General features: G+C 46.9%; 19 protein-coding genes and 1 riboswitch (1 of these 20 only partly in view). Of the genes, 15 read left to right on the forward strand and 4 right to left on the reverse strand.

Annotation, left to right across the window (positions count from 1 at the left end):
- Positions 1 to 51, reverse strand: a riboswitch (cobalamin riboswitch) (it extends 210 nt beyond the left edge of the window).
- A 231-nt stretch (positions 52 to 282) separates the two neighbouring features.
- Entirely contained in the window at positions 283 to 792 is a 510-nt protein-coding gene (gene nrdG, locus AMS66_RS21740) for an anaerobic ribonucleoside-triphosphate reductase activating protein (protein WP_053782761.1), read from the reverse strand.
- Positions 789 to 2,750, reverse strand: coding sequence for an anaerobic ribonucleoside triphosphate reductase (locus AMS66_RS21745; RefSeq protein ID WP_053782762.1), 1,962 nt, complete (start codon positions 2,748 to 2,750; stop codon positions 789 to 791). The genes nrdG and AMS66_RS21745 overlap by 4 nt, the downstream gene beginning before the upstream one ends.
- 485 nt (positions 2,751 to 3,235) lie before the next feature.
- Between AMS66_RS21745 and AMS66_RS21750 the strand changes: the two genes are divergently transcribed.
- Complete coding sequence (locus AMS66_RS21750; RefSeq protein WP_053782763.1) at positions 3,236 to 4,873, forward strand: GAF domain-containing sensor histidine kinase; 1,638 nt, start codon at positions 3,236 to 3,238, stop codon at positions 4,871 to 4,873.
- A gap of 35 nt (positions 4,874 to 4,908) precedes the next feature.
- Here the strand turns inward: AMS66_RS21750 and AMS66_RS21755 are convergent, their stop codons facing one another.
- Positions 4,909 to 5,934, reverse strand: coding sequence for a LacI family DNA-binding transcriptional regulator (locus AMS66_RS21755; protein WP_053782764.1), 1,026 nt, complete (start codon positions 5,932 to 5,934; stop codon positions 4,909 to 4,911).
- Between the two features lie 372 nt (positions 5,935 to 6,306).
- On the opposite strand from AMS66_RS21755, the gene AMS66_RS21760 reads away from it, so the two are divergent.
- On the forward strand, positions 6,307 to 7,953 hold the full coding sequence (locus AMS66_RS21760) for a cellulase family glycosylhydrolase (RefSeq protein WP_053782765.1): 1,647 nt from the start codon (positions 6,307 to 6,309) through the stop codon (positions 7,951 to 7,953).
- A gap of 206 nt (positions 7,954 to 8,159) precedes the next feature.
- Positions 8,160 to 9,098, forward strand: coding sequence for an aldo/keto reductase family protein (locus tag AMS66_RS21765; RefSeq protein ID WP_053782766.1), 939 nt, complete (start codon positions 8,160 to 8,162; stop codon positions 9,096 to 9,098).
- 134 nt (positions 9,099 to 9,232) lie between these two features.
- On the opposite strand, the gene AMS66_RS21770 is transcribed toward AMS66_RS21765, so the two are convergent.
- Positions 9,233 to 10,357 carry a GGDEF domain-containing protein gene (locus AMS66_RS21770; RefSeq protein WP_053782767.1) on the reverse strand — a complete coding sequence of 375 codons (1,125 nt, stop codon included), beginning with the start codon at positions 10,355 to 10,357 and terminating at the stop codon, positions 9,233 to 9,235.
- 275 nt (positions 10,358 to 10,632) lie between these two features.
- Here AMS66_RS21770 and AMS66_RS21775 point away from each other — a divergent pair, with 275 nt between their 5' ends.
- The 12 genes from AMS66_RS21775 to AMS66_RS21830 all read left to right on the forward strand — a co-directional run bounded on the left by AMS66_RS21775 (position 10,633) and on the right by AMS66_RS21830 (position 20,813).
- A complete protein-coding gene (locus tag AMS66_RS21775; protein ID WP_024632818.1) occupies positions 10,633 to 11,028 on the forward strand; it encodes a Fur family transcriptional regulator in 396 nt (131 codons plus the stop codon).
- Positions 11,004 to 11,810 (forward strand): winged helix-turn-helix transcriptional regulator, encoded by an 807-nt coding sequence (locus AMS66_RS21780; RefSeq protein ID WP_053782768.1) that lies wholly within the window; start codon positions 11,004 to 11,006, stop codon positions 11,808 to 11,810. The genes AMS66_RS21775 and AMS66_RS21780 overlap by 25 nt, the downstream gene beginning before the upstream one ends.
- Before the next feature lie 314 nt (positions 11,811 to 12,124).
- Positions 12,125 to 13,588: a catalase gene (locus AMS66_RS21785; protein WP_053782769.1), complete on the forward strand. Its 1,464-nt coding sequence runs from the start codon at positions 12,125 to 12,127 to the stop codon at positions 13,586 to 13,588.
- Between the two features lie 243 nt (positions 13,589 to 13,831).
- Complete coding sequence (locus AMS66_RS21790; protein WP_024632815.1) at positions 13,832 to 14,248, forward strand: BlaI/MecI/CopY family transcriptional regulator; 417 nt, start codon at positions 13,832 to 13,834, stop codon at positions 14,246 to 14,248.
- Position 14,249: 1 nt separating this feature from the next.
- The gene (locus AMS66_RS21795; RefSeq protein WP_053782770.1) at positions 14,250 to 15,110 is read left to right on the forward strand and encodes a M56 family metallopeptidase; all 861 of its coding nucleotides are present in this window, start codon (positions 14,250 to 14,252) and stop codon (positions 15,108 to 15,110) included.
- A 40-nt stretch (positions 15,111 to 15,150) separates the two neighbouring features.
- Entirely contained in the window at positions 15,151 to 15,561 is a 411-nt protein-coding gene (locus tag AMS66_RS21800; protein WP_053782771.1) for a DoxX family protein, read from the forward strand.
- 228 nt (positions 15,562 to 15,789) lie between these two features.
- Positions 15,790 to 16,491 (forward strand): pirin family protein, encoded by a 702-nt coding sequence (locus AMS66_RS21805; protein WP_053782772.1) that lies wholly within the window; start codon positions 15,790 to 15,792, stop codon positions 16,489 to 16,491.
- A 48-nt stretch (positions 16,492 to 16,539) separates the two neighbouring features.
- Positions 16,540 to 16,875 carry a hypothetical protein gene (locus AMS66_RS21810; protein ID WP_053782773.1) on the forward strand — a complete coding sequence of 112 codons (336 nt, stop codon included), beginning with the start codon at positions 16,540 to 16,542 and terminating at the stop codon, positions 16,873 to 16,875.
- A 240-nt stretch (positions 16,876 to 17,115) separates the two neighbouring features.
- Positions 17,116 to 18,069 (forward strand): ABC transporter permease, encoded by a 954-nt coding sequence (locus AMS66_RS21815; protein WP_053782774.1) that lies wholly within the window; start codon positions 17,116 to 17,118, stop codon positions 18,067 to 18,069.
- Positions 18,066 to 19,034, forward strand: coding sequence for an iron chelate uptake ABC transporter family permease subunit (locus AMS66_RS21820; RefSeq protein WP_330219341.1), 969 nt, complete (start codon positions 18,066 to 18,068; stop codon positions 19,032 to 19,034). The genes AMS66_RS21815 and AMS66_RS21820 overlap by 4 nt, the downstream gene beginning before the upstream one ends.
- Complete coding sequence (locus AMS66_RS21825; protein WP_053782775.1) at positions 19,028 to 19,786, forward strand: iron ABC transporter ATP-binding protein; 759 nt, start codon at positions 19,028 to 19,030, stop codon at positions 19,784 to 19,786. The genes AMS66_RS21820 and AMS66_RS21825 overlap by 7 nt, the downstream gene beginning before the upstream one ends.
- 40 nt (positions 19,787 to 19,826) lie before the next feature.
- Positions 19,827 to 20,813 (forward strand): siderophore ABC transporter substrate-binding protein, encoded by a 987-nt coding sequence (locus AMS66_RS21830; RefSeq protein WP_053782776.1) that lies wholly within the window; start codon positions 19,827 to 19,829, stop codon positions 20,811 to 20,813.
- Positions 20,814 to 20,845: the final 32 nt, after the last annotated feature.

Here is a 20,845-nt window from a genome sequence, read left to right on the forward strand (position 1 = left end):
TTTCCGTGTGCAGAAATGTGCGTACACATCTCCGGCTATGAAATTGGTGACCAAGCATAGATGATAGATTATATAATGATGCAATCGTCGTATACTTGCTCTTATGCTACCAATCATAGACGATAACCTATTGGCTTGCAACATATATCATTAATCCGATCGGAAATGAAATGGAGCCATATGAAACCTTGGTTTATTGCCAGATTGAATTCTTAAAATGACGCCTTAAAATGAACCAAATCATCGCACACGCTGTGCTTGACTCTTCAAATAAAAAAAACGTTACAATGCATCCATCTGCATTGTAACGATTGTCTGGCAAGCCATCGTTGCCCCTACATCAATGATGCGCTGATTGCGACTGCCACGATAAGGAAGAGATACATCACGCTCAGCTGCTATATAAGGTCCATCAATAATAACGTCGCATAGGCAGGATAGTTCTGCTCGCGCAGGGTCGGCAACGAGTTCTTCATATACAAATCCCGTATAGGCCCATACAGTCAGATCAGGCCGAGCAGTCCGAAGCTGCCGAACCCAGGAGGCGCATTCTGCGGCCGAGAAAAAAGGATCACCTCCGCATAACGTAACCCCTTCCAGTAAGGGATGCGCGGTCACTTCATGCAAGATCTGCTGCTGCCGCTCCTCTGTGAATGGCTCACCCGCACGGAAGCTCCAGGAGTCCGGGCTGAAGCAGCCCGGACAGGCATGTCGGCATCCACTAATGAACAGCACGGCTCGCAGGCCCTTTCCCTCATTCACCGATTCGGGGATATACCCATACAGATTCACCGATGTTTCACCCGATCCCGTACTTCAGCCTGTTTTGCTGTATTGAAACGTACTTTGTAATCTCCGGTCAGATATCCCGTCACCCGGCGCAGTCGCTGGAAATGTACCTGATTTTCATGAGCTTCACATCCGGGGCATACATCTCCTATTACACCTTCATAGCCACATGCAGGACAGCGATCAATCGGGTGATTAATGGAGAAATATCCGATATCCTGGGCCAGGGCGTATTGCACGATTCGTTGGAAAGCCGTGGTGTTGGCTCGTACATTCCCATCGAGTTCGACATAAGAGATTGCCCCGGCATTACATAGCTTGTGGAAAGGAGCTTCCAATTCAATTTTGCGATAGGCAGGAAGGGTATGATAGACCGGAATGTGAAATGAATTGGTGTAGTATTCCCGGTCGTTGACCCCCGCGATGCTGCCGTATCGCTCACGATCAATCTTGGTGAATTTGCCGGATAGGCCCTCGGCGGGCGTAGCGAATAAGGTGATATTCAAGTTATGATGCTCACTCATCCGGTCGCAGAACTCTCTCATCGTACGAATGATATTCAAGGCTTCTCGATGTACATGAAGGTCTTGTCCATGGTGACGGCCATATAGAGCGGTCATACATTCAGCAAGCCCGATAAAACCAAGGGATAACGTACCATGTTTCAACAGGTTAGCCACCGGTTCGTTCGGAGCCAATTGTTCTCCACCTTCCCACACCCCTTCCCGCATCATGAAGTCCGATGCTTTGGCAGGCTGGTTTGTCTGAATTCGATAACGGTGCAGCAATCCATCCGTAGCATTGTGCATGACGGATTCCAACGCCGTATAGAAGCCAGCCCGGTCAGCGATGGCTCTTGTTCCCTGGCAGATCCCGTATCGTATGCCGAGCTTGACGAGATTGATGGTGTTAAAGGACAAGTTCCCCTTGCCGCTCTGACGATTGCGTCCGAAGCGATCAGCCAGTGTGCGTGTGCGGCATCCCATCGTGGCAATGATCGTATCGGGATCTTCCGGTTGATAATAGGGCAGATTGAATGAAGCATCCACATTGACAAAATTCGGATACATACGCCGTGAGGAGCAGGTCACAGCGAGCCGGAATAAATCATAATTCGGATCTCCTTCAGATTGGTTAATGCCTTGCTTGCACTGGAAAATATGCTGTGGGAACACGGGAGTTTCCCCGTTACCGAGTCCACGAATGGTCGCTTCCAGCAACGACCGGGACACGAGCCGACCTTCGGCTGAAGTGCACAGTCCGTAGTTCAGCGAAGTAAACGGAATCTGTCCGCCAGCACGACTGCTCATGGTGTTCAGGTTATGGATTAGCGATTCCGCAGCCTGTTCCGTCTCCAGTGCAGTCTCTTCACAAGCAAAGGGAAAGGCTCGTGGACACTTCTCCTTCGCTTCAAGGCTTTCAAGATGCAGCTGATTATCCTCAAGCAGGGCATTCTCCCCAAACAACCGTTGTCCCTTGCGGTAATGCTTGCGGAACGATCGCTTTACGTAAGGCGCGAGATCCCAGTCGATTTTATTGGCCGATACGCCGCCATACTGGCTGTTCTGCTGGGATTGAAAAATAATGGCGACCAGCGCCATGGCAGACATGATCGTCTGTGGTGTACGAACGGAACCGTTGCCGGTGTTAAAGCCGGAGGCCAGCAGTCGGTCAAACGGGATAAAGATACAGTTGGTCGTTCCAAGGGCATACTGATCCAGATCGTGTACGTACAGATCACCATTCTCCACAGCTAAAGCAAGGTCTTCTGGCAGCACATGACGCAGAGCATGCCACTTGGCCGTCTCCGAACCTAGCCTGCTCATCTTGCCGCTGAACGAGTCTCCGTTCAGATTAGCATTCTCCCTCAGCGTATCGGCGTCTTCTGCACCGATAATTCGTCTTCCCAGGTCAGATAGCAGATCGGATGCCGGCGGAGAGGCATACTCAAGCATGTTCATATCAGATTCCTCCTAAAAAATGAGATTGTATAGGGATAATGTCCATTCATTGAACACTATATGTAGAGTTTCTTTATCCATTTATAAACTATATATTGTTATTTGGGTGTGATAATCATCACATAGGAGGGACGCCTCGAACGTGGCGGTTTCTGGTCAGGAATGATAAAGGTTTTCAAAGCCGGAGGGTAAGCTTATAATTTCTTATTACCGTGCAAATATAGCTGACGAAGCTTGAAACAAGGACAGAAAACCTGCAAGGAAAGCGGTTGCTTAGCTTTCCAGTCGTTGAACCACGCCGTCCATAACAGATTCCCGTCAGTGGAGTAAATTGTATTCGGTTAAGTTTCCCTTTGACTTCTAAAGTGTTAATCATATATGAATAGGTTGTGACAGCTGTTTCGGAACATTTGAACCCTCGTTAATCGATTGGATCATAAGTGGAATACGGATTTGAAATGCAGCTAAGACAAGAGGGGTGAGTCATGGGAACGGTAAGCATTACAAGGGGCTTCTATGAAAATATACAGGAAGCCGCATCCCATATTGTAGATGTATTAAGCGGTATATTAAAGGTGAACACCATCTTTGTTGCCACGAATGATGGCGTGACCAATGTTATTATAGAGGCTTTTAACCGCGAGGAAGAGCTGATTGCCAAAGGTAGTGAACTTCCATTTGAAGCTTCATATTGCAGCTTGGTATTGAGAGATAAGGGCAGCAGTCTGATCATCACGGATACATGCGAACATCCGCTAACGGAGTCCATGGACGTAACGGGCGAATTGGGCAATCGTTTCTTTGTGGGCATTCCAATTATGCGGAGGTCAGGAGAAACGTTCGGAACCATATGTCTGATGGATAATCCCGATTATGTGATCAGTGAAACGGATATGAAAACACTGAAAGCTATGGCTGTTTTTCTCGGGTATGTCGTGGATCTGGAGGATACGCTGCAAGTTCAGGAGCAGAAGCTGAGTGATTCGGAGCAAATGCAAGTGCAGTTGCAGGCAGAGAAGGAACGCGCGGAATCCGAGGCGATGACCAAGACGCAGATGCTATCACTGATGAGCCACGAGATTCGTAATCCGCTGAACGGCATTTTGGGATTGACAGATCTGATGCGTACACCGGATATGTCGGACGAGCAGACAGAGTATGTGAATATGATTGAGACCAGCGGTAACATTCTGCTCTCCCTGTTGAATAACATGATGAGTTTTAACGTTAATGACACAGGCAAAACGGTTGTACACGATGATCCATTTGATCTCGTAGCCACAATTGAGAATACCGTTTATCTTTATGCGGGACTGGCGCTGAGCAAGAACATTGAGCTGGGATTGAACCTTGATCTGAATGTGTCCCAGGTTTTCGTCGGGGATGAAATCAAGATCGGACAACTGTTGTCACATGTCATTCAGTATGCCATAGATTCAACTCGTACAGGTCCGGTACTGGTTACGGCAACCGTGGAGGGTGGGAATGTAGAGGAAGCGGGTACGCTTCAACTTCATGTGAAGTACACCGGTAGAATGTTATCTTCGGACAAGAAGCTCAGAGCATTTAACCAGCTTGATGGAAACATCAGTACCCAGAAGCTGGTGGGCACCAATCTTGGTTTGGCTGTGAGCCAGAATCTTGCCATTCTTATGCATGGCCGTATTCAGGTGCATGGCTTAGGGGAGAACGAGACGGACTTCGAGATCAGGCTGCCGCTTCGCAGACATTGGGAATTGCCTCAGCTTGCCAGTATTCAGCATCGACTTAAGGACAAAAAGGTGTTGCTTGCAAAGGACCCCGACATTCTGCAAGGGGTCTCCTCGCTGATGCGCAGATGGAAGATGGATGTGCATATGACCTCGGTTACGACCGAGGCGTACGACTGGATTCAGGAGGGCTTTAAGCCTGACGTGGCCGTTGTGGATATGGGACTGCTGGAGGGCGGCGCTGTTGATTTTGTGCACAAGCTGAAGCACCTGGTTACAGATTCACCGGTCATTGTGCTGATTCCTTATGGCATGCATATCGACCCGCATGAAGCGGAAGTCTTCGATGCGGTCCTGACCAAGCCGGTGAAGCAGGCTGATTTGTTGAATGCGTTAAGCATCATTGTGCATTAAGAAAATGAAAAAGTATATTAAATTAGGCGCACCTGTTACGGGTGCGCTTTATTTGTTATTTGGAAGGAAGAGGACCCTCGAATAAGTAGCTCCGAGTCGACTTTAAATACACGTTTGTCCTGAAATTCATTCGTATTCATCGTGTCAATCATCTTCTCCATCAGAATGGCCCCCATCGTATACTTGGGCTGGTTCACCGAACTTAGCGTAGGATGGATGTATTTGCTGATTCGATTGTTGTCCACACCTACAATAGCCAATTGCTCGGGAATGCGTATTCCGTATTCTGTACATGCCTTGTATACGCCGAGGGCCATTTCATCATTGGCCGCATATACAGCAGAGAAGGACAGGCCTTTGTTAAATAGTCTTTTGATGGCCTCGTACCCGCCTTCCTCGTTAAAATTCCCATTCTCGATCAGTTCGGGACGAAACGGAATTTGATGATTACGCAAGGCTTTCAAATAGCCTTCTAGCCGTTCATAGCTGTCGATTGCTTGGGGATAACCGTTCAAAAACACGATATTTTGATGTCCAGCCTCAACCAGATGCTGAACAACTTCCTGTGAAAATTTTACGTTGTCCGTGTATATACACGGAATCTGATCATGTTCGATATATTTGCCAACGATGCCAATGCGGTACCCCTTATCCGCGAGCTGGAATAATTCCTCATCCGCCAGCATGGGAGTGATAATGATGACACCGTCGATAGTACGATCCAGCAGCAAATTAAGATAATCGACTTCTCGCTCTTTCAGGTTATGGGCATCACATATGATGACTTTGTAATGGCGGGCGTAAGCGATGTTCTCAATGCCTTTGATTATTTCCGCATAATAGGAATTGTTGATATCTGGAACGATGACGCCAATCGTCATGGTTCTCTGTGAACGAAGATTCTTGGCTGCTGCGTTGGGGTGATATCCCAATTGCTCAATGGCGCGCATCACCTTATCTTTGGTTTTGGTGCTAACCTTGCTGTGCTGATTAATAACTCGTGATACGGTTGCCGGGGATACACCTGCAATTGCAGCGACATCAATGATTTTGACATCCATATTCTTCACAACTCCAAATAAGTGATTGACAATTCATTCAAATTCATTATAATTCCAATTGAAAACGATTACAAGTTATAACCGAATGAAGCAATAATTGGGGATAGTGGAGGAATAAAGGGTTTGATTTTCATGGAAATGTAATCGATTACACCAACTTGGATTTAGAATGAATGATAACTTATGGTTTGTACCGATTAATGAGTAATATCGATTTCATGAATTTCCTCCAGTTGTGATAGATAGCGGAGCCATCCATGGATTGTACCACTCGTATACCCGCTGTTTCTATAGCATTACGTTACCCGTCGTGAGTGCTGCATCCTGGTTCAGTCATACTTTAAGCTATGACCATTTAAGGGAGGCGTCAACATGTTGAAGAAGAGCACCATCATGCTATTGTGCAGCTGTCTGCTGCTCGGACTGCTGGCTTCGGCCGTAGGTTCTTCGAAGGCCAGTGCTGCTTTTGGATCAGGGGATTTCCTGAAGGCTAACGGGACCGTTGTCCGCAAAAATTCGGGTACAGGCAACGTGGTAAACCTGCGGGGAACCAATTTGGGTGGCTGGCTGCTGCAGGAAGAATGGATGACGCCATCCGGAGCGGTAGATGAATACACACTGCGACGTACTTTGACAAATCGTTTTGGAGAATCGGGTGCACAAAGCCTGATCAATGGATATCAGGACAACTGGATTCAGGCTGGCGATCTGGATAACATCAAGAACTGGGGCATGAACGTTGTGCGTGTGCCGATCTATTGGGAGGATTTTATGAACACCAGTGGTGTCATGAAACCTGATTCGGTTACGTTCCGCAAGCTCGATTGGCTTATTGATGAAGCGGGCAAACGGAACCTGTATGTGATTCTCGATCTGCACGGGGCACCGGGAGCAGCCTGTCCGTGGCATTCCTGCGGTCAGGAGAATTCCAACCAACTGTGGACCAATGCTACATACCAGAACTGGACCATTCAGATCTGGGAACGGATGGCAACACGTTACAAAGGCAATCCAACCGTTGCCGCGTATGACCTGCTCAATGAACCTCTCGTAACCATGGGTACAGGTGAAAATGCAGCTCAGATCAAGCAAAAGATGGATTTCTATGACCGCATGTACAAAGCTGTTCGTGCCAAGGATGCGGATCACATGATCATCATCGCCGCATTCTTTGACTGGTGGGCAGCTTCACCTCCAACGACGTATGGCTGGACGAATGTGATGTATCAGACGCATCATTATCAATTCACGGATTATAACAACTGGGATCTGACCAATTCAGAGATGGATCGCTGGCTAAAGGATATGGCGTCCTATCAGAAAAATTGGAACGTTCCGGTGTTAGCTGGCGAGTTCTCGTTTGGTCAGGATGATCTGACCGAGAAGTGGCTGTCCGGCTTGAATGCACTGAATGCTTCATGGACGAACTGGAGTTATAAGGTTAAAGGGGGCGGAACTTGGGGTTATTACAATAATAACAACAACCCGGGACCTAACCTGAATACGGACAGCGCGGCAACGATTGCTTCCAAATGGAGCAAGTTTACAACAGCGAACTTTGCCTCTAATACCACATTCCAGAATGTGGTCAAGAAACATACGGGAACGGCTCCGTTTACAGAGACGTGGTCCAGTCTGAAGGCCAATGCCAACGGTACTTTTGTCAGCGCAGAGAATGGTGGCACGGATCCGCTGGTTGCCAATCGGGATACTGCCGGACACTGGGAACGGTTCAAAATCATCCAAAATTCGGATGGGACGGTATCCTTTCTGTCGATGAGCAACATCAAATATGTGCAAGCTGATCTGAATAACGGCGGGCGTTTGATCGCCTCGGCCACGTATCCATCCACATGGGAGAAGTTTACCCGTGAAGATTTGGGCGGAGGACTGGTTGCTTTCAAATCCGTTGCGAACGGTAAATATGTCAGTACGGATCTGAATAACGGAGGCGTGCTGTATGCCAATCGTAACGCTGTAGGCGGAGCATGGGAACAATTTATCGTAACAGCTAACTAAGACAAACTAGCGTCCATTCATAAATAAGATGAAGTGACCATAATATAGTGACTCTTATCGTGGCTCCGCTCATTTAGCGGAGCTTTCCATATGCGTCCATATCGATTTCCCAAATTCTTCTCCAAAGCCCTTTTAATCCGAGCTGAATACGATACAATAGAAAGGGAACTTCATCATTAATCAGTTTAGAGGAGGATGTGCATTCAATGGAATACCGTAGATTGGGTGGAAGCGGACTGAAGGTAAGCGAGATCAGCCTGGGTAGCTGGCTGACATACGGAGGATATGTGGAACGTGAAAACGCGGTGAAATCAATTGAAGCCGCATTCGATGAAGGCATTAACTTTTTCGATACAGCTAATGTGTACGAGCGGGGTGCAGCAGAAGAGCTGCTGGGGCAGACGTTGAAAGCGTATTCCCGTGATTCATATGTTCTTGCAACCAAGGTTTTTGGCAAAATGGGTGACGGTCCAAACGACCAAGGGTTGTCCCGTAAACATATTAAGGAACAATGCGAAGCCAGCTTGCAACGGCTGGGTGTTGATTATGTAGACATATATTATTGCCATCGCTATCATACCGAAACACCAATTGAAGAGACACTGCGAGCACTGGACGATCTGGTGCGTCAAGGCAAGGTGCTCTACGTAGGTGTTAGTCAATGGACGGCGGCACAGATGGAAGCTGCGCTGGGTACCGCTGATCGCCTGTTGCTGGATCATATTGTGGTGAATCAGCCGGTGTACAACATGTTCGACCGTTATATCGAAAATGAAATCATCCCGTTGGGCGAGCGCAAAGGTATTGGACAAGTCGTCTATTCCCCGCTGGCACAAGGGCTTTTGACCGGGAAATACACTTCGGTATCCGATATTCCTGAGAATAGCCGGGCAGCGAAGCTTGGCTGGGATGAAGGGAAAATTAACGCTGACCGGATCGCGAAGGTTCGCCAGTTAATTGAAGTGGCGGACAAGCTGGACCTGAAGGTTGGTCAATTGGCTCTGGCGTGGATTCTGCGCCAAAATAACGTGTCCAGTGCGCTTGTAGGGGCAAGCCGTCCTGAACAGGTGAAAGAGAACGCGGCCGCTTCCGGTGTGAAGCTGGATGCTGCTATCGTTGAAGAAATCGAACAAATATTAGCTTAAGGCAAACTCAACCTCACAGGTTGTTCTTGCACCCGTAAGCGAGTTGAATCGAATGATGCAAGAAGGTGAGATATGAAAGGGATGTCCTGGCTAGCCTGATAGGCTGCGGGGACATCCCTTTTTTTGGTTTGTGATTAGAATGGGCTTTGGCCGGAGAGTGTGACGGAACGCAGCGGAATGGCACAGACTCGGTTCCGGCCCGTATTTTTGGCTTCATATAAAGCACGGTCTGCCTGTTCAAAGAAATCGTTATCATCCCGGTCGTCACAGTGATCCGGAAATACAGCGACACCGATCGAGATGGTCAGCCGGATCGTATTGCCGTCTGGCAGGGCGAAGTGGTATTTCTCCACCGATTGTCTGATCGACTCGGCAATCGCCATAGCCTGATTATGACCACAATCAAGCAACAGAATAGCAAATTCCTCGCCTCCGTTTCGAGAGACGATATCGGCCGAGCGGGCATGCTGAATGAGCAATTGTCCGAGCTGTTTCAGGACCGCATCGCCTGAAGTATGACCGAAGGTGTCATTTACTTTTTTGAACCGGTCGATGTCGATGACCAACAGAGATAGTTTTTGCTTGTACTCACGTGCTCGTTCGAGCTCCAACTCCAGTGATTTCTCAAATTGCCTGCGATTACTAAGGTTGGTGAGGTGGTCGGTGGAAGCTCTGCGTTCGAGCAAGAACATCATCTCATTGGATTTATTTATAAATTCTGCGATGAAATAAATAAAGATTCCACCGACAAAGGAAATGGTCATCTGTAATGGATATACTTTCATTAATGAATTCATGCTGGAAGTATTCAGCATCAGGATGACAAAGATCAGCGTCATGCCCAGCAGGTTCATGGTAATAATCTTGGTTAATCTTGACCAGGGAGCGTAGGCAAAATATACACCGGACAGTCCGATGATCGTCATGACGAAGGCTGCATCGATGGCAGCAGATGACATACCAAACATGACAATACGCAGAATGGAGATGACGAGTCCCGAGATGACCGAAGCCAGTCCTCCTAAATATACGGCTGCTGTGACGATAGCCAAATGACGCAAATCCACAATGGTAGTTTCATTCAAAGGAAAGGAATAATTCATCAGTACCGTTCCATAGATCCCGAACAGCAGACCACCGATCATCTGAGCACGCATTGAGGGAAAGGGCACACGGATACGATAGAATTTGGCGATGATTCCGGACACATACATGAACGTAATCATGACACAGACATTAACGAAAAATGTGCTTAGCAACCAGCATCCCCCCTTTAGCGCACATTACTATATTTTAGCTGAAAAGCAGTGCGGTAGCGAACCATAATATCCCAAATAGGAGAGGTGGGAGCAGTGAAGGGGCTTGGCTATCGCTAATCATGAATAAATTAGTCGGATATTGACTTCATTATACAATGAGATTTATACTTAATCTAAATCAAAATTGATTTTGATGTTTCTGAGAATCATAGTAATCAGTAGATTGCTGTGTCATCTTATATACTATTGAATGGGTTAATAAAGGAGAATTGCTGGTGAGAACTCTAAATCTGACGATACAGCGTCAAGCAGTTTACGATGTAGTCCGTCATTCCGAAGACCATCCAACCGCAGCAGATGTGATGAACCGTCTGGTGGAGCAAGGTTATAATTTGGCATATGGTACGGTATATAATTCGCTCCGATATTTGACGGATAAGGAATTGATTCGAGAGCTCAAGTTGGGCGAGACGGCGAGTCGTTATGATGCCCGCATGGACGATCATCAACATATTATGTGTGAAGTATGTGGCAAGGTGGATGAAGTCATGACGGAAGTTCCTCCGCAATGGATGAAGCAAGTCGCGGAGGAAACCGGGTATGCGATTGATCACGCTCATGTGGTCTTTGGAGGTGTCTGCGCGGAATGCAGAAACAAACGGGTCAAGTGAAAATCAACCTGTCCGGTCGTCGTTTGCCGCTCCGGGTCAAGCCTGCTCTTGCCGATCCAACTCCTGTTGTGGATAATTGCCCGATCACGAGACGGGTCATTCTGATCAGTCCGATGCCGGGTCAGGTACATGAACTGGTCAAGGCACTTACGGATAGTTGCTTCGATGTGCTGGTATTCCATCGCTGGGAGCCTGATTTGCATGAACGGCTTGTATTTGATCTGTTGATCTATGACCTGTCTGTTGCCGGAACCATTGATGCATTTGCCGGCATCAGCAGCCGATTGAACCGTGAAGCGGAACATGCAACACCCTGTCTGTATCTGGTGGGGGAGAAGATGATTGGCAGTGCCAGTGGCCCGATGCTTCAGGAGGAATTACTGGTTTGGCCGGCCCGTCCGCAGGAAGCGTTGTACCGTGTGCAGCGCATGATCGGCAATAGTCCTGCAGCACCGAAACGCGGATTTCTGCCTGAGGAAGGACAACGCATCGGTTTCAAGGATCTATGGCTGGATCGTGAGCGGATGAGCGTGCATCGGAATAATGACCGCATTCATTTGACCAAGACAGAGTATGATCTGCTGCTGAAGCTGATTGACGCCAAAGGTGCAGTGATTTCTCGTGAGGAGATGCTCAGCGATATTTGGGAGACGGACTTTACGGGTGGAAGCAATGTGGTGGATGTTCATATCAAAAGCTTGCGCAAAAAACTTGGCGATAACGCGGCTTCGCCTCAATATATAGTAACGGTAAGAGGAGTGGGCTACCGCCTGGCGGATTAGTCCGCCTTTTTTTTTTGCCACATTATTAAGTTCATGTCACACGTAAGCGGGTATATCCAATAGATAGCGTAAATCAAATCAATTGAAATGGATCAATGCTCATATTACTCAAATTTGATATTCATATTTCATTCATGAAACGAACAAGAAACTCATCTTAATCTCATGCGAACCTCATGCAAGAGGCAAGTAGGACATGTTAGAATCAATTTAACAGTTAGATCAAGTCTAAATGTATATTTAAACCGATGGCGAATATGATTTTAATAGAGTATATACAGCAGGCATAAGACCAACATGAGGAGGATAACGATATGACAGAACGCATGACAACCAATCAGGGCGCACCCGTAGGTGACAACCAAAACTCCCGTACCGCAGGAAGAAGAGGCCCCACATTACTTGAGGATTATCATCTGCTTGAAAAGATCGCCCACTTTGACCGTGAGCGTATTCCGGAACGGGTCGTTCATGCGAGAGGTGCCGGTGCCCATGGCGTGTTTACACTGGAGCAGAGTATGAAGGCATATACGACAGCTGACTTCCTGCAAGACCCTGGCACAGAGACGGATGTACTGGTGCGGTTCTCCACGGTAATTCACGGTACAGGTTCACCGGAGACAGCGCGTGACCCACGTGGTTTTGCCGTGAAGTTCTATACCCGCGAAGGTAACTATGATATTGTGGGGAACCACTTGCCCGTCTTTTTCATCCGTGATGCCATAAAGTTCCCGGATATGGTCCATTCCCTGAAGCCTGCGCCGGATACGAATATCCAGGACCCTGCACGTTACTGGGACTTCATGACTCTATCACCCGAGTCCACTCATATGATGACCTGGTTGTTCTCCGATCTGGGCACGCCGGCAAGTTACCGTGAAATGGATGGATTCGGCGTACACGCCTTCAAATGGATTAATGCTCAAGGCCAAGTCCATTATGTGAAATACAAGTGGGAATCGGCTCAAGGAGTACGAGGCTTCTCACGTCAGGAAGCGGCTGAGGTACAAGGGCAGGATTTCAACCATGCCACCCGGGATTTGCAAGATCATATCAAAAACGGTCAATACCCGCAGTGGAAGCTGCAAGTACAATTGCTGAAGCCGGAGCAGATGGATGATTTCGCTTTTGATCCACTCGACCCAACGAAGACTTGGCCCGAAGATGTGTTACCGTTCCAGACGATCGGAACCATGACATTGAACCGTAATCCACAAAATTTCTTCGCAGAAGTGGAGCAAGCAGCCTTCTCACCAAGCGCTCTGGTGCCTGGAATTGAGCCTTCCGAGGATAAATTGCTGCAGGGTCGCCTGTTCTCCTATCCGGATACACAGCGCCACCGGCTCGGACCGAATTATTTGCAGATTCCGGTGAACTGCCCTTATGCTCCGGTTCGCAATCATCAGCGCGATGGACTCATGAATGTGAATCAAGACCCTTCTCCGGTAAACTATGAACCGAACAGCTCGGGCAACAGCCCGGAGGAAGCACCTGAATATCGTGACAGTCAGGCTCCGCTAGAGGGTCATGTTACACGCGAGAAAATTGAGAAGACCGATAACTATACTCAGTCAGGGGAGTTGTTCCGTTCATTCACTGCGGTAGAGCAGCAACACTTGCTCGATAATCTGATCAATGATTTGAAGGCAGTGCCGGAACAGACCCAGTTGCGTGCCTTGTGTCACTTCTTCCAGGCAGATGGACAGCTCGGTGGTCGTTTGGCTCATGGACTTGGTGTGGATATCTCCGCATTTATGCCATCACAGGATCGCAAATAAAGCACTTATTTTATCTTTATCCAGAAAAGAATAATTGATTTTGTATTAGGCCGGGCAGGACTGCAGAATAGCAGCTTGCCCGGTCTTTAAGCTTTTTTTGACCTATAAGCCGACCTTGTGCAACAAAATGATATTTTGAAATGGAAAACTTATTTACAAATTATTTACAATAAATAGCTGACATAGAGGTTGACTTCTCGTTTGTTGGCACTACAATGGGTAGTGTGAGGGGTGTCTGAACATATGAGAATACACAATTTTAAAGTGGGTGAGCGTGGGCTGAACCGGTTTTTCGGTCCGCTGGAAGCGAAGATTATGGACATTTTATGGACGCGTCCAGGCAGCAGCATTCGCGAAGTGCAAACCGCACTTGAACAAGATAAAGACGTTAATTTCAATACAGTCATGACGGTGATGAATCGCCTCGTGGACAAGGAGTTACTCCGCAAGTCGCAGAAGGGCCGAACGTCATTGTACCATCCGGTGCAGAGCAGGGAGGAGTTTATGAACGACCAATCCAAGGAATTGTCACATGAATTGGTGGATGAGTTCGGGGCACTTGCTCTGAATCATATGCTGGATGCGCTGGATGAAGCAGACGCAGGGTTGATTGAGCGTCTGGAGCAGAAGATTAAGCAATGGAAAAAGGATAGCGATTAACATGTGGAAAGCCCGCTCGAAGCTCTTGTTTACCGTCGGGTTTGGCATTCCGTTACTCGTGTTCATGCAGATGTTCATGTACGCGATGTACAAAATATTCGGTTGGGATATTCCGTTTAACCTGCTCTGGCTGTGCAATCACTGGATGAGCAGACTGGGCTGGTTATCTGTAGGCCATTTTCTTATGGCGCTGGTGATTCTGACGTTTGCCGGTACAGGCTGGTTGCTGCTGGATCGGATGATTAAGACATGTGCAGCGGTACGGAAGCTTCGGTCAATGGAGCATGGGACTATGTCTCGGGAACTGGAAGCTCGGTACCGTCATCTGAAACAAACTCGATTCATTGTGGTGGACAAGCCGTCACCGGTTGCATTTACGATCGGTCTCTGGAAACCCGTTATTGTACTTTCCACGGGGCTACTTACTATGCTTGATGCTGAAGAAGAAAGAGCGGTTGTGTATCATGAGGTCCATCATCTGTGGCATCGTGATCCGCTCAAGACGACATTGCTTTCGGTTTTTGCCTTCATGATGCCGTATATCCCGGTGTTGAAGCATACTTCAAAACATTACAATATCATTAGAGAAATTCTGGCTGACAATGAGGCAATTGAACGTACAGGGAACGTTGCGGGGATTGGCAGTGCACTGCTTAAACTGATCCGGGCTTGCCCTGAACCTTGGAGGATTAATGAGACAACTATTCAATCGTCTTTTGCTGATACTTCGGTGAATGTACGTATTTCCCGTCTGTTAGACCCGGAACAGGATGTTGCGCTGACACTTCCCCGCTATGCGGTATTCATTTCTGCCACAGTGATCCTGCTGCTGTCTGTCTTGTTTGTTTGGTCAATTGGGTGAAATTCAACGTTGAACTTAAACTCCAAGGAGGAAGATGAATATGAATAGAAGTGTGGAGATTGGCTTGTTTTTCTCAAGGATCATGATTGGTCTCATCTTTGTATTACACGGTTGGAGCAAATTCGAGGGTGGAATTAGTGGTACAGTCGGTTTCTTTGAAAGTATCGGTATTCCTGGTTTTCTGGCATCGGTTGTAGCCATCATTGAGCTGGTGGGTGGTGCAGCCATGATTCTGGGATTGGGAACCCGTGTATTTGCTGCATTGTTCATCGTAGTGATGGGAGGGGTCCTGCTTACTGCCAAAGTAGGACAGCCGTTCATGAGTGGTACCGAGTTTGATTACCTGCTGCTGGCGGGTTCATTGACACTGCTCTTCACAGGCAGCCGTTTTCTGGCGGTGGATCATTTCTTCTCCAGACAGGGCAACACTCGCCAGAATGTGAGTGCATAAAGGGTCTATCACTATCCAATAGGGATGGATAACAATTTCATTTATACTAAGCAGCTATCCTATATAGAAGCCTTTTCTCGCTATTCCGGATTACACGTAATTGTACGCGTGAACCGTTCAAGCCGGGAAAAGGCTTTTTGTTTTGGACGACAAGCCCACCTATTTGGTACAATGAGAATAAGTACGTTACTAATAAAAAATAAGAGAATTTGTAGGAGGGTGCGCTTTATGATAAACGTCATTCCATCCGATTCCCGCTCCAGCTTCGACCGGGGCTGGCTGCGCGGCAATCACAGCTTTTCCTTCGGTGAGTACCAGGACCCGGAGAATACCGCGTTTGGACCCATGCGGGTAGCCAACGACGATGTAATTGCTCCTGGTCGTGGTTTCGGGGCACACCCGCATAGTGATATGGAGATTGTATCCATCGTGCTGAACGGGAAGTTGCGTCATGAAGATAACCTGGGCAATGTGGCTGTTACATCATTTGGTGGAATTCAGCGCATGTCAGCAGGCACTGGCATGATTCATACCGAGCACAATGCTTCGGATACGGAAGAAGTGCGTATACTTCAACTCTGGTTCATGCCATATACGAAAGGACTGGAGCCGTCTTACGAGACGACCTCGTTTGATCCAGACGCACTCGCGGGAGCACTCGTACCCGTCGTATCCCCTGAAGGTGGGGCGCGTGTCGCATCTATTCACCAGGATATGACCATCTATCTTGGCCGATTGGCTAAAGGCCAGACATTAACATATGAACAGGCAGAAGATCGCCGTATGTACATTTTTGCCATTGAAGGCAAGCTTGGCTTGAACGGAGAGTATCAGTTAAATGAAGGGGACACGGCTCGTGTGGAACAGACGACATCCATGAACCTTGATGTAAGTGAGGATGCCTTCTATATGTTGATCGATCTGCCCTGAATTACCGAAATGGAATGGAACTCCAAGATCAAAGGAGGATGTACTTTTATGACGCAGCAGGAATGGTTTATGGTTAAGCATGCAGTGACTGGGCGAGGGCTGGTGAACAGCAAAACAGATTCGATGTCCTATCGCTATCAGAGAGAGGGCACTGGATTTGTTTTTATCGTTACGGGTCTGGAACAACAGGTAGTGGACAGCATTATGGAGCTCAGACAGGAGCTCAACGTGTTCCGCTTTGTACAGCGTAAGGATCAACCCTTGGTGAAGCACTGGTATTACGTTCAGGGAGACCGGGTCCAGTATGATGGAGAACGCCATACATTGACCATATATGCGGAATCTGAGATCCGCTATGTTCCTGAAGATTATTTTGCCGACTAAATGAATTATTAAAAAGACCTTCCAATTGGAAGGTCTTTTTCCTTATATACAATTTAATTTGAACTATATGTGTTTCAGGTTGTTTCAAGAAATTTAGGAAAAGAGAAGCAGAAGAAGATTGACATGACGAAATGATTATCGATATAATCATTCTAATTGATAATGAGTATCAATATCAAATTATATGAAGTAGAGCAACTACATTTGTTTACGGCTATTGGTGAGGGGATTAGTAGAGAGATGAAGTTAGGCTATATGTTGATCGGACTGGCTTTTTTGTCTATCGTATACCTGTTTATTGGCAATTCAGATATTTCGCCTATGGATATTTTTCATTTGACCCCAGTCCAGCTTCAGGTGTTACAAGTCAGTCGTTTTCCCCGCTTAATCAGCATCCTTGTCGCGGGTATCAGTATGAGTGTCATTGGACTGATCATGCAGCAGCTGACACGCAACCGATTTGTTTCTCCAACAACGGCCGGAACAATGGACTCCGCCAGGTTGGGTATCCTTGTTACTTTGATGTGGTTTCCTGGTGCTTCTCCACTGCAAAAAATGCTGGTCGCTTTTGCCTTTGCACTGGCTGGAACGCTAATCTTTATGCGGATACTGGAGAAAGTTAAATTCAAGGATACGATATACATCGCTCTCCTTGGTTTGATGTTTGGCAATATTGTAAGCTCGGTCACGACATTTTTTGCCTACAAGAACGATTTGATCCAGAACATGTCATCCTGGCTGCAAGGTGACTTCTCCACGATTATGAAGGGGCGCTATGAATTGATCTATATCAGTATTCCGTTGCTCATTATCGTTTATCTGTTCGCTAATCGCTTTACACTTGCAGGCATGGGTGAAGATTTCTCAACCAACCTTGGACTGGCTTATCGAAAAGTGGTTAATCTCGGACTGATTCTGGTTGCCATGGTTTCAGCCGTCGTCATTATTACTGTAGGTACAATCCCGTTTCTGGGTCTTGTAGTACCGAATATTGTGACATTGTATAAGGGCGACAACTTGCGTGATACATTGCCTCATACGGCAGTGCTCGGTGCAATTTTTGTTCTGCTCTGCGATATTCTGGGTCAATTGATTATTTATCCATATCAGCTCTCCATCAGTTTGACTGTGGGAGTTGTGGGCAGCGTGTTGTTCCTGTATTTACTGCTTCGAAGAAAGGCTTATGAATCATGAGAATGAAGTATACGGCGAATACCTGGAAGTTTAGCATTTTGATTGCAGCGGCAGTGCTGTTGATTGGTGTATTTCTGGTTATTCAATCCGGGGGCAACTGGGATTATATTCTGCCTCGCAGAGGGAAAAAGATACTGGCCATTGTGCTCACGGGTGCCTGCATCGCGTACTCCACTGTCATTTTTCAAACGATAACCAACAACCGAATTCTTACGCCTGGCATTATGGGGCTTGACTCCCTGTATATGTTGTTTCAGACCTTTGCCGTGTTTGTGTTTGGGAGCACGCATATCAGCTTTGTGAACAAAAATCTTAACTTTGCGGTATCTGTCCTGTTAATGACCCTGTTTGCTCTACTCCTGCATCAGTTCATGTTCCGTAGAGAACGGGGGCGCAATATCTATTTGCTGCTGCTTGTTGGCCTCATTCTGGGTACGCTGTTTCAGAGCATGTCCTCTTTCATGGAGGTACTGATTGATCCCAATGAGTTCCTTGTGCTGCAAGGAAAGATGTTTGCGAGTTTTAACAATGTAAATACCGATTTGCTGATCATCTCAATGGTGGCCATTATTTTGATCCTGCTGTATGCACAGAGGTTTACCAAATATCTCGACGTACTGTCCCTTGGTAAAGATCACGCGGTTAATCTTGGGGTGGACTACCAATACATTGTGAAAAGGTTGCTGCTGGTTGTGATGGTTCTGGTGTCGATCTCCACAGCGCTGGTTGGTCCAATCATGTTCCTGGGACTGCTGGTTGTGAATCTGGCACATCAGATATTCCGGACACACCATCATAAAGTGCTGATCTGGGGTTCGGTCATTATCGCAGTGGTTTCATTAGTCGGTGGACAGCTCATTGTGGAGCGGGTATTTACTTTTGCCACTACAGTAAGTGTCATTATCAATTTTATAGGCGGTGTGTACTTCATCTATTTACTGCTAAAGGAGAATAAGTCGTGGTAGAAGTCAGAAATGTAACCAAACAATACGGCGGCGTCCGGGTAGTGGATGACGTATCACTGAATATTGCCAAAGGGAAAATCACTTCATTTATCGGTCCCAATGGTGCAGGCAAAAGCACATTGTTATCCATGATCACCAGACTAATCAGCAAGGATACAGGACAAGTCTTGATCGAAGGGCAAGAGATCGAAGGCTGGAAGAACAAGGATTTGTCCAAAAAAATATCAGTTCTCAAACAATCCAATCACATAAATATCAGGTTGACTGTGGAGGACCTTGTGGCTTTTGGCCGTTTTCCTTATTCACAAGGAAGACTCACGGCAGAGGATCGACAGTGGATTCAGGAAGCCATCGATTATATGGAGCTGGCTCCATTCCGCAAAAAGTATTTGGATGAGCTAAGTGGTGGACAGCGGCAGCGGGCTTACATCGCCATGGTTATCGCGCAGAACACCGAGTATATTCTGCTCGATGAACCATTGAACAATTTGGACATGAAACATTCCGTACAGATTATGAAGGTGCTTCGCAAAATGGTGGATGAATTGGGGAAGACGATTGTTATTGTCATTCATGACATCAATTTTGCCTCCTGTTACTCAGACTATATCGTTGCACTCAAAGATGGGCGTGTCGTGCAGGAAGGTAAAACGGAAGACATCATTGATACGGATGTATTGCAGAAAGTATATGACATGCACATCCCTGTACAATGGATTGATGGGCGTAAAATTTGTGTGTATTTTGCTTAAAAAAATAAACCAATATAGAGAGAGCGAGAGGTGTCTATTTATGAAAAAGGGTTGGTTGTTTACGTTGCTTGTGGTGTTGTCGGTTGTTCTGGCAGCTTGTGGTGGAAGTAAAACAGCAGAAAATACAGGTGCCAGCAGTGGCACAGGATCAGAAGCGAATGCAGCAGCAGAACAGTCCAGTGATGAAATCGTCATTAAACATAAACTTGGCGAAACAACAGTGAAGAAGAATCCGGAGAAAGTGGTTGTGTTCGACTATGGTGTGCTGGATACTTTGGATCAGCTTGGGGTAGAGGTTGCCGGTGTACCTCAGGAGGGAGTTCCCTCTTATCTGGCAAAGTATAACGATGCAAAGTACACCAATGTTGGCGGTTTGAAAGAGGCTGATTTTGAGAAAGTAAATGCCATGAAGCCTGACCTGATTATCATCTCAGGACGGCTGCAAGACTCCTATGAAGAGCTGAGCAAGATCGCACCGACGATTTATATGGCGGTAGATACAGAAGATTATATGAACTCCCTGACTTCGAATGTGAAGACGCTTGGAGAGATCTTTGGTAAAGAAAAAGAAGCAGAAGAGGCACTGGCATCGATTGATACCTCTGTTAAAGCTTTAAAAGATAAAGTAACGGCTGCTGGAAAGAATGCACTGGTTGTTCTGACGAACGAAGGCAAATTAAGCGCGTATGGTGCGGGTTCCCGATTCGGTGTGATACATGATGTGTTCGGTTTTACTCCAGCAGATGCAAATATTGAAGTGTCCACTCATGGCCAGAGCGTTTCATTTGAGTATGTTATGGAGAAAAATCCGGATTATCTGTTTGTGGTAGATCGGAGTGCAGTGGTTGCAGGTAGTGGTGAAGCAACTCCAGCCAAACAGGTGATCGAGAACGATTTGGTCAAAAATACAAATGCCTTTAAAGATGGACACATTGTTTATCTTGACCCGGATTACTGGTATTTGTCCGGCGGTGGTCTGGAATCCATTCAAGAAATGATTAAAGAAGTGGACGAGAGCATCCAATAAGTAAATAAAGATTGCTGCATCCATTGATTAGG

It is taken from the genome of Paenibacillus xylanivorans (genome assembly GCF_001280595.1).
GTDB lineage: Bacteria > Bacillota > Bacilli > Paenibacillales > Paenibacillaceae > Paenibacillus > Paenibacillus xylanivorans.

Coding starts and splice junctions, on each gene's coding strand:
- AMS66_RS21745 (WP_053782762.1), bottom strand. CDS start 2,750: ATGAACATGCTTGAGTATGCCTCTCCGCCGGCATCCGATCTGCTATCT.
- AMS66_RS21750 (WP_053782763.1), top strand. CDS start 3,236: ATGGGAACGGTAAGCATTACAAGGGGCTTCTATGAAAATATACAGGAA.
- AMS66_RS21755 (WP_053782764.1), bottom strand. CDS start 5,934: ATGGATGTCAAAATCATTGATGTCGCTGCAATTGCAGGTGTATCCCCG.
- AMS66_RS21760 (WP_053782765.1), top strand. CDS start 6,307: ATGTTGAAGAAGAGCACCATCATGCTATTGTGCAGCTGTCTGCTGCTC.
- AMS66_RS21765 (WP_053782766.1), top strand. CDS start 8,160: ATGGAATACCGTAGATTGGGTGGAAGCGGACTGAAGGTAAGCGAGATC.
- AMS66_RS21780 (WP_053782768.1), top strand. CDS start 11,004: ATGCAGAAACAAACGGGTCAAGTGAAAATCAACCTGTCCGGTCGTCGT.
- AMS66_RS21785 (WP_053782769.1), top strand. CDS start 12,125: ATGACAGAACGCATGACAACCAATCAGGGCGCACCCGTAGGTGACAAC.
- AMS66_RS21790 (WP_024632815.1), top strand. CDS start 13,832: ATGAGAATACACAATTTTAAAGTGGGTGAGCGTGGGCTGAACCGGTTT.
- AMS66_RS21795 (WP_053782770.1), top strand. CDS start 14,250: ATGTGGAAAGCCCGCTCGAAGCTCTTGTTTACCGTCGGGTTTGGCATT.
- AMS66_RS21800 (WP_053782771.1), top strand. CDS start 15,151: ATGAATAGAAGTGTGGAGATTGGCTTGTTTTTCTCAAGGATCATGATT.
- AMS66_RS21805 (WP_053782772.1), top strand. CDS start 15,790: ATGATAAACGTCATTCCATCCGATTCCCGCTCCAGCTTCGACCGGGGC.
- AMS66_RS21810 (WP_053782773.1), top strand. CDS start 16,540: ATGACGCAGCAGGAATGGTTTATGGTTAAGCATGCAGTGACTGGGCGA.
- AMS66_RS21815 (WP_053782774.1), top strand. CDS start 17,116: ATGAAGTTAGGCTATATGTTGATCGGACTGGCTTTTTTGTCTATCGTA.
- AMS66_RS21820 (WP_330219341.1), top strand. CDS start 18,066: ATGAGAATGAAGTATACGGCGAATACCTGGAAGTTTAGCATTTTGATT.
- AMS66_RS21830 (WP_053782776.1), top strand. CDS start 19,827: ATGAAAAAGGGTTGGTTGTTTACGTTGCTTGTGGTGTTGTCGGTTGTT.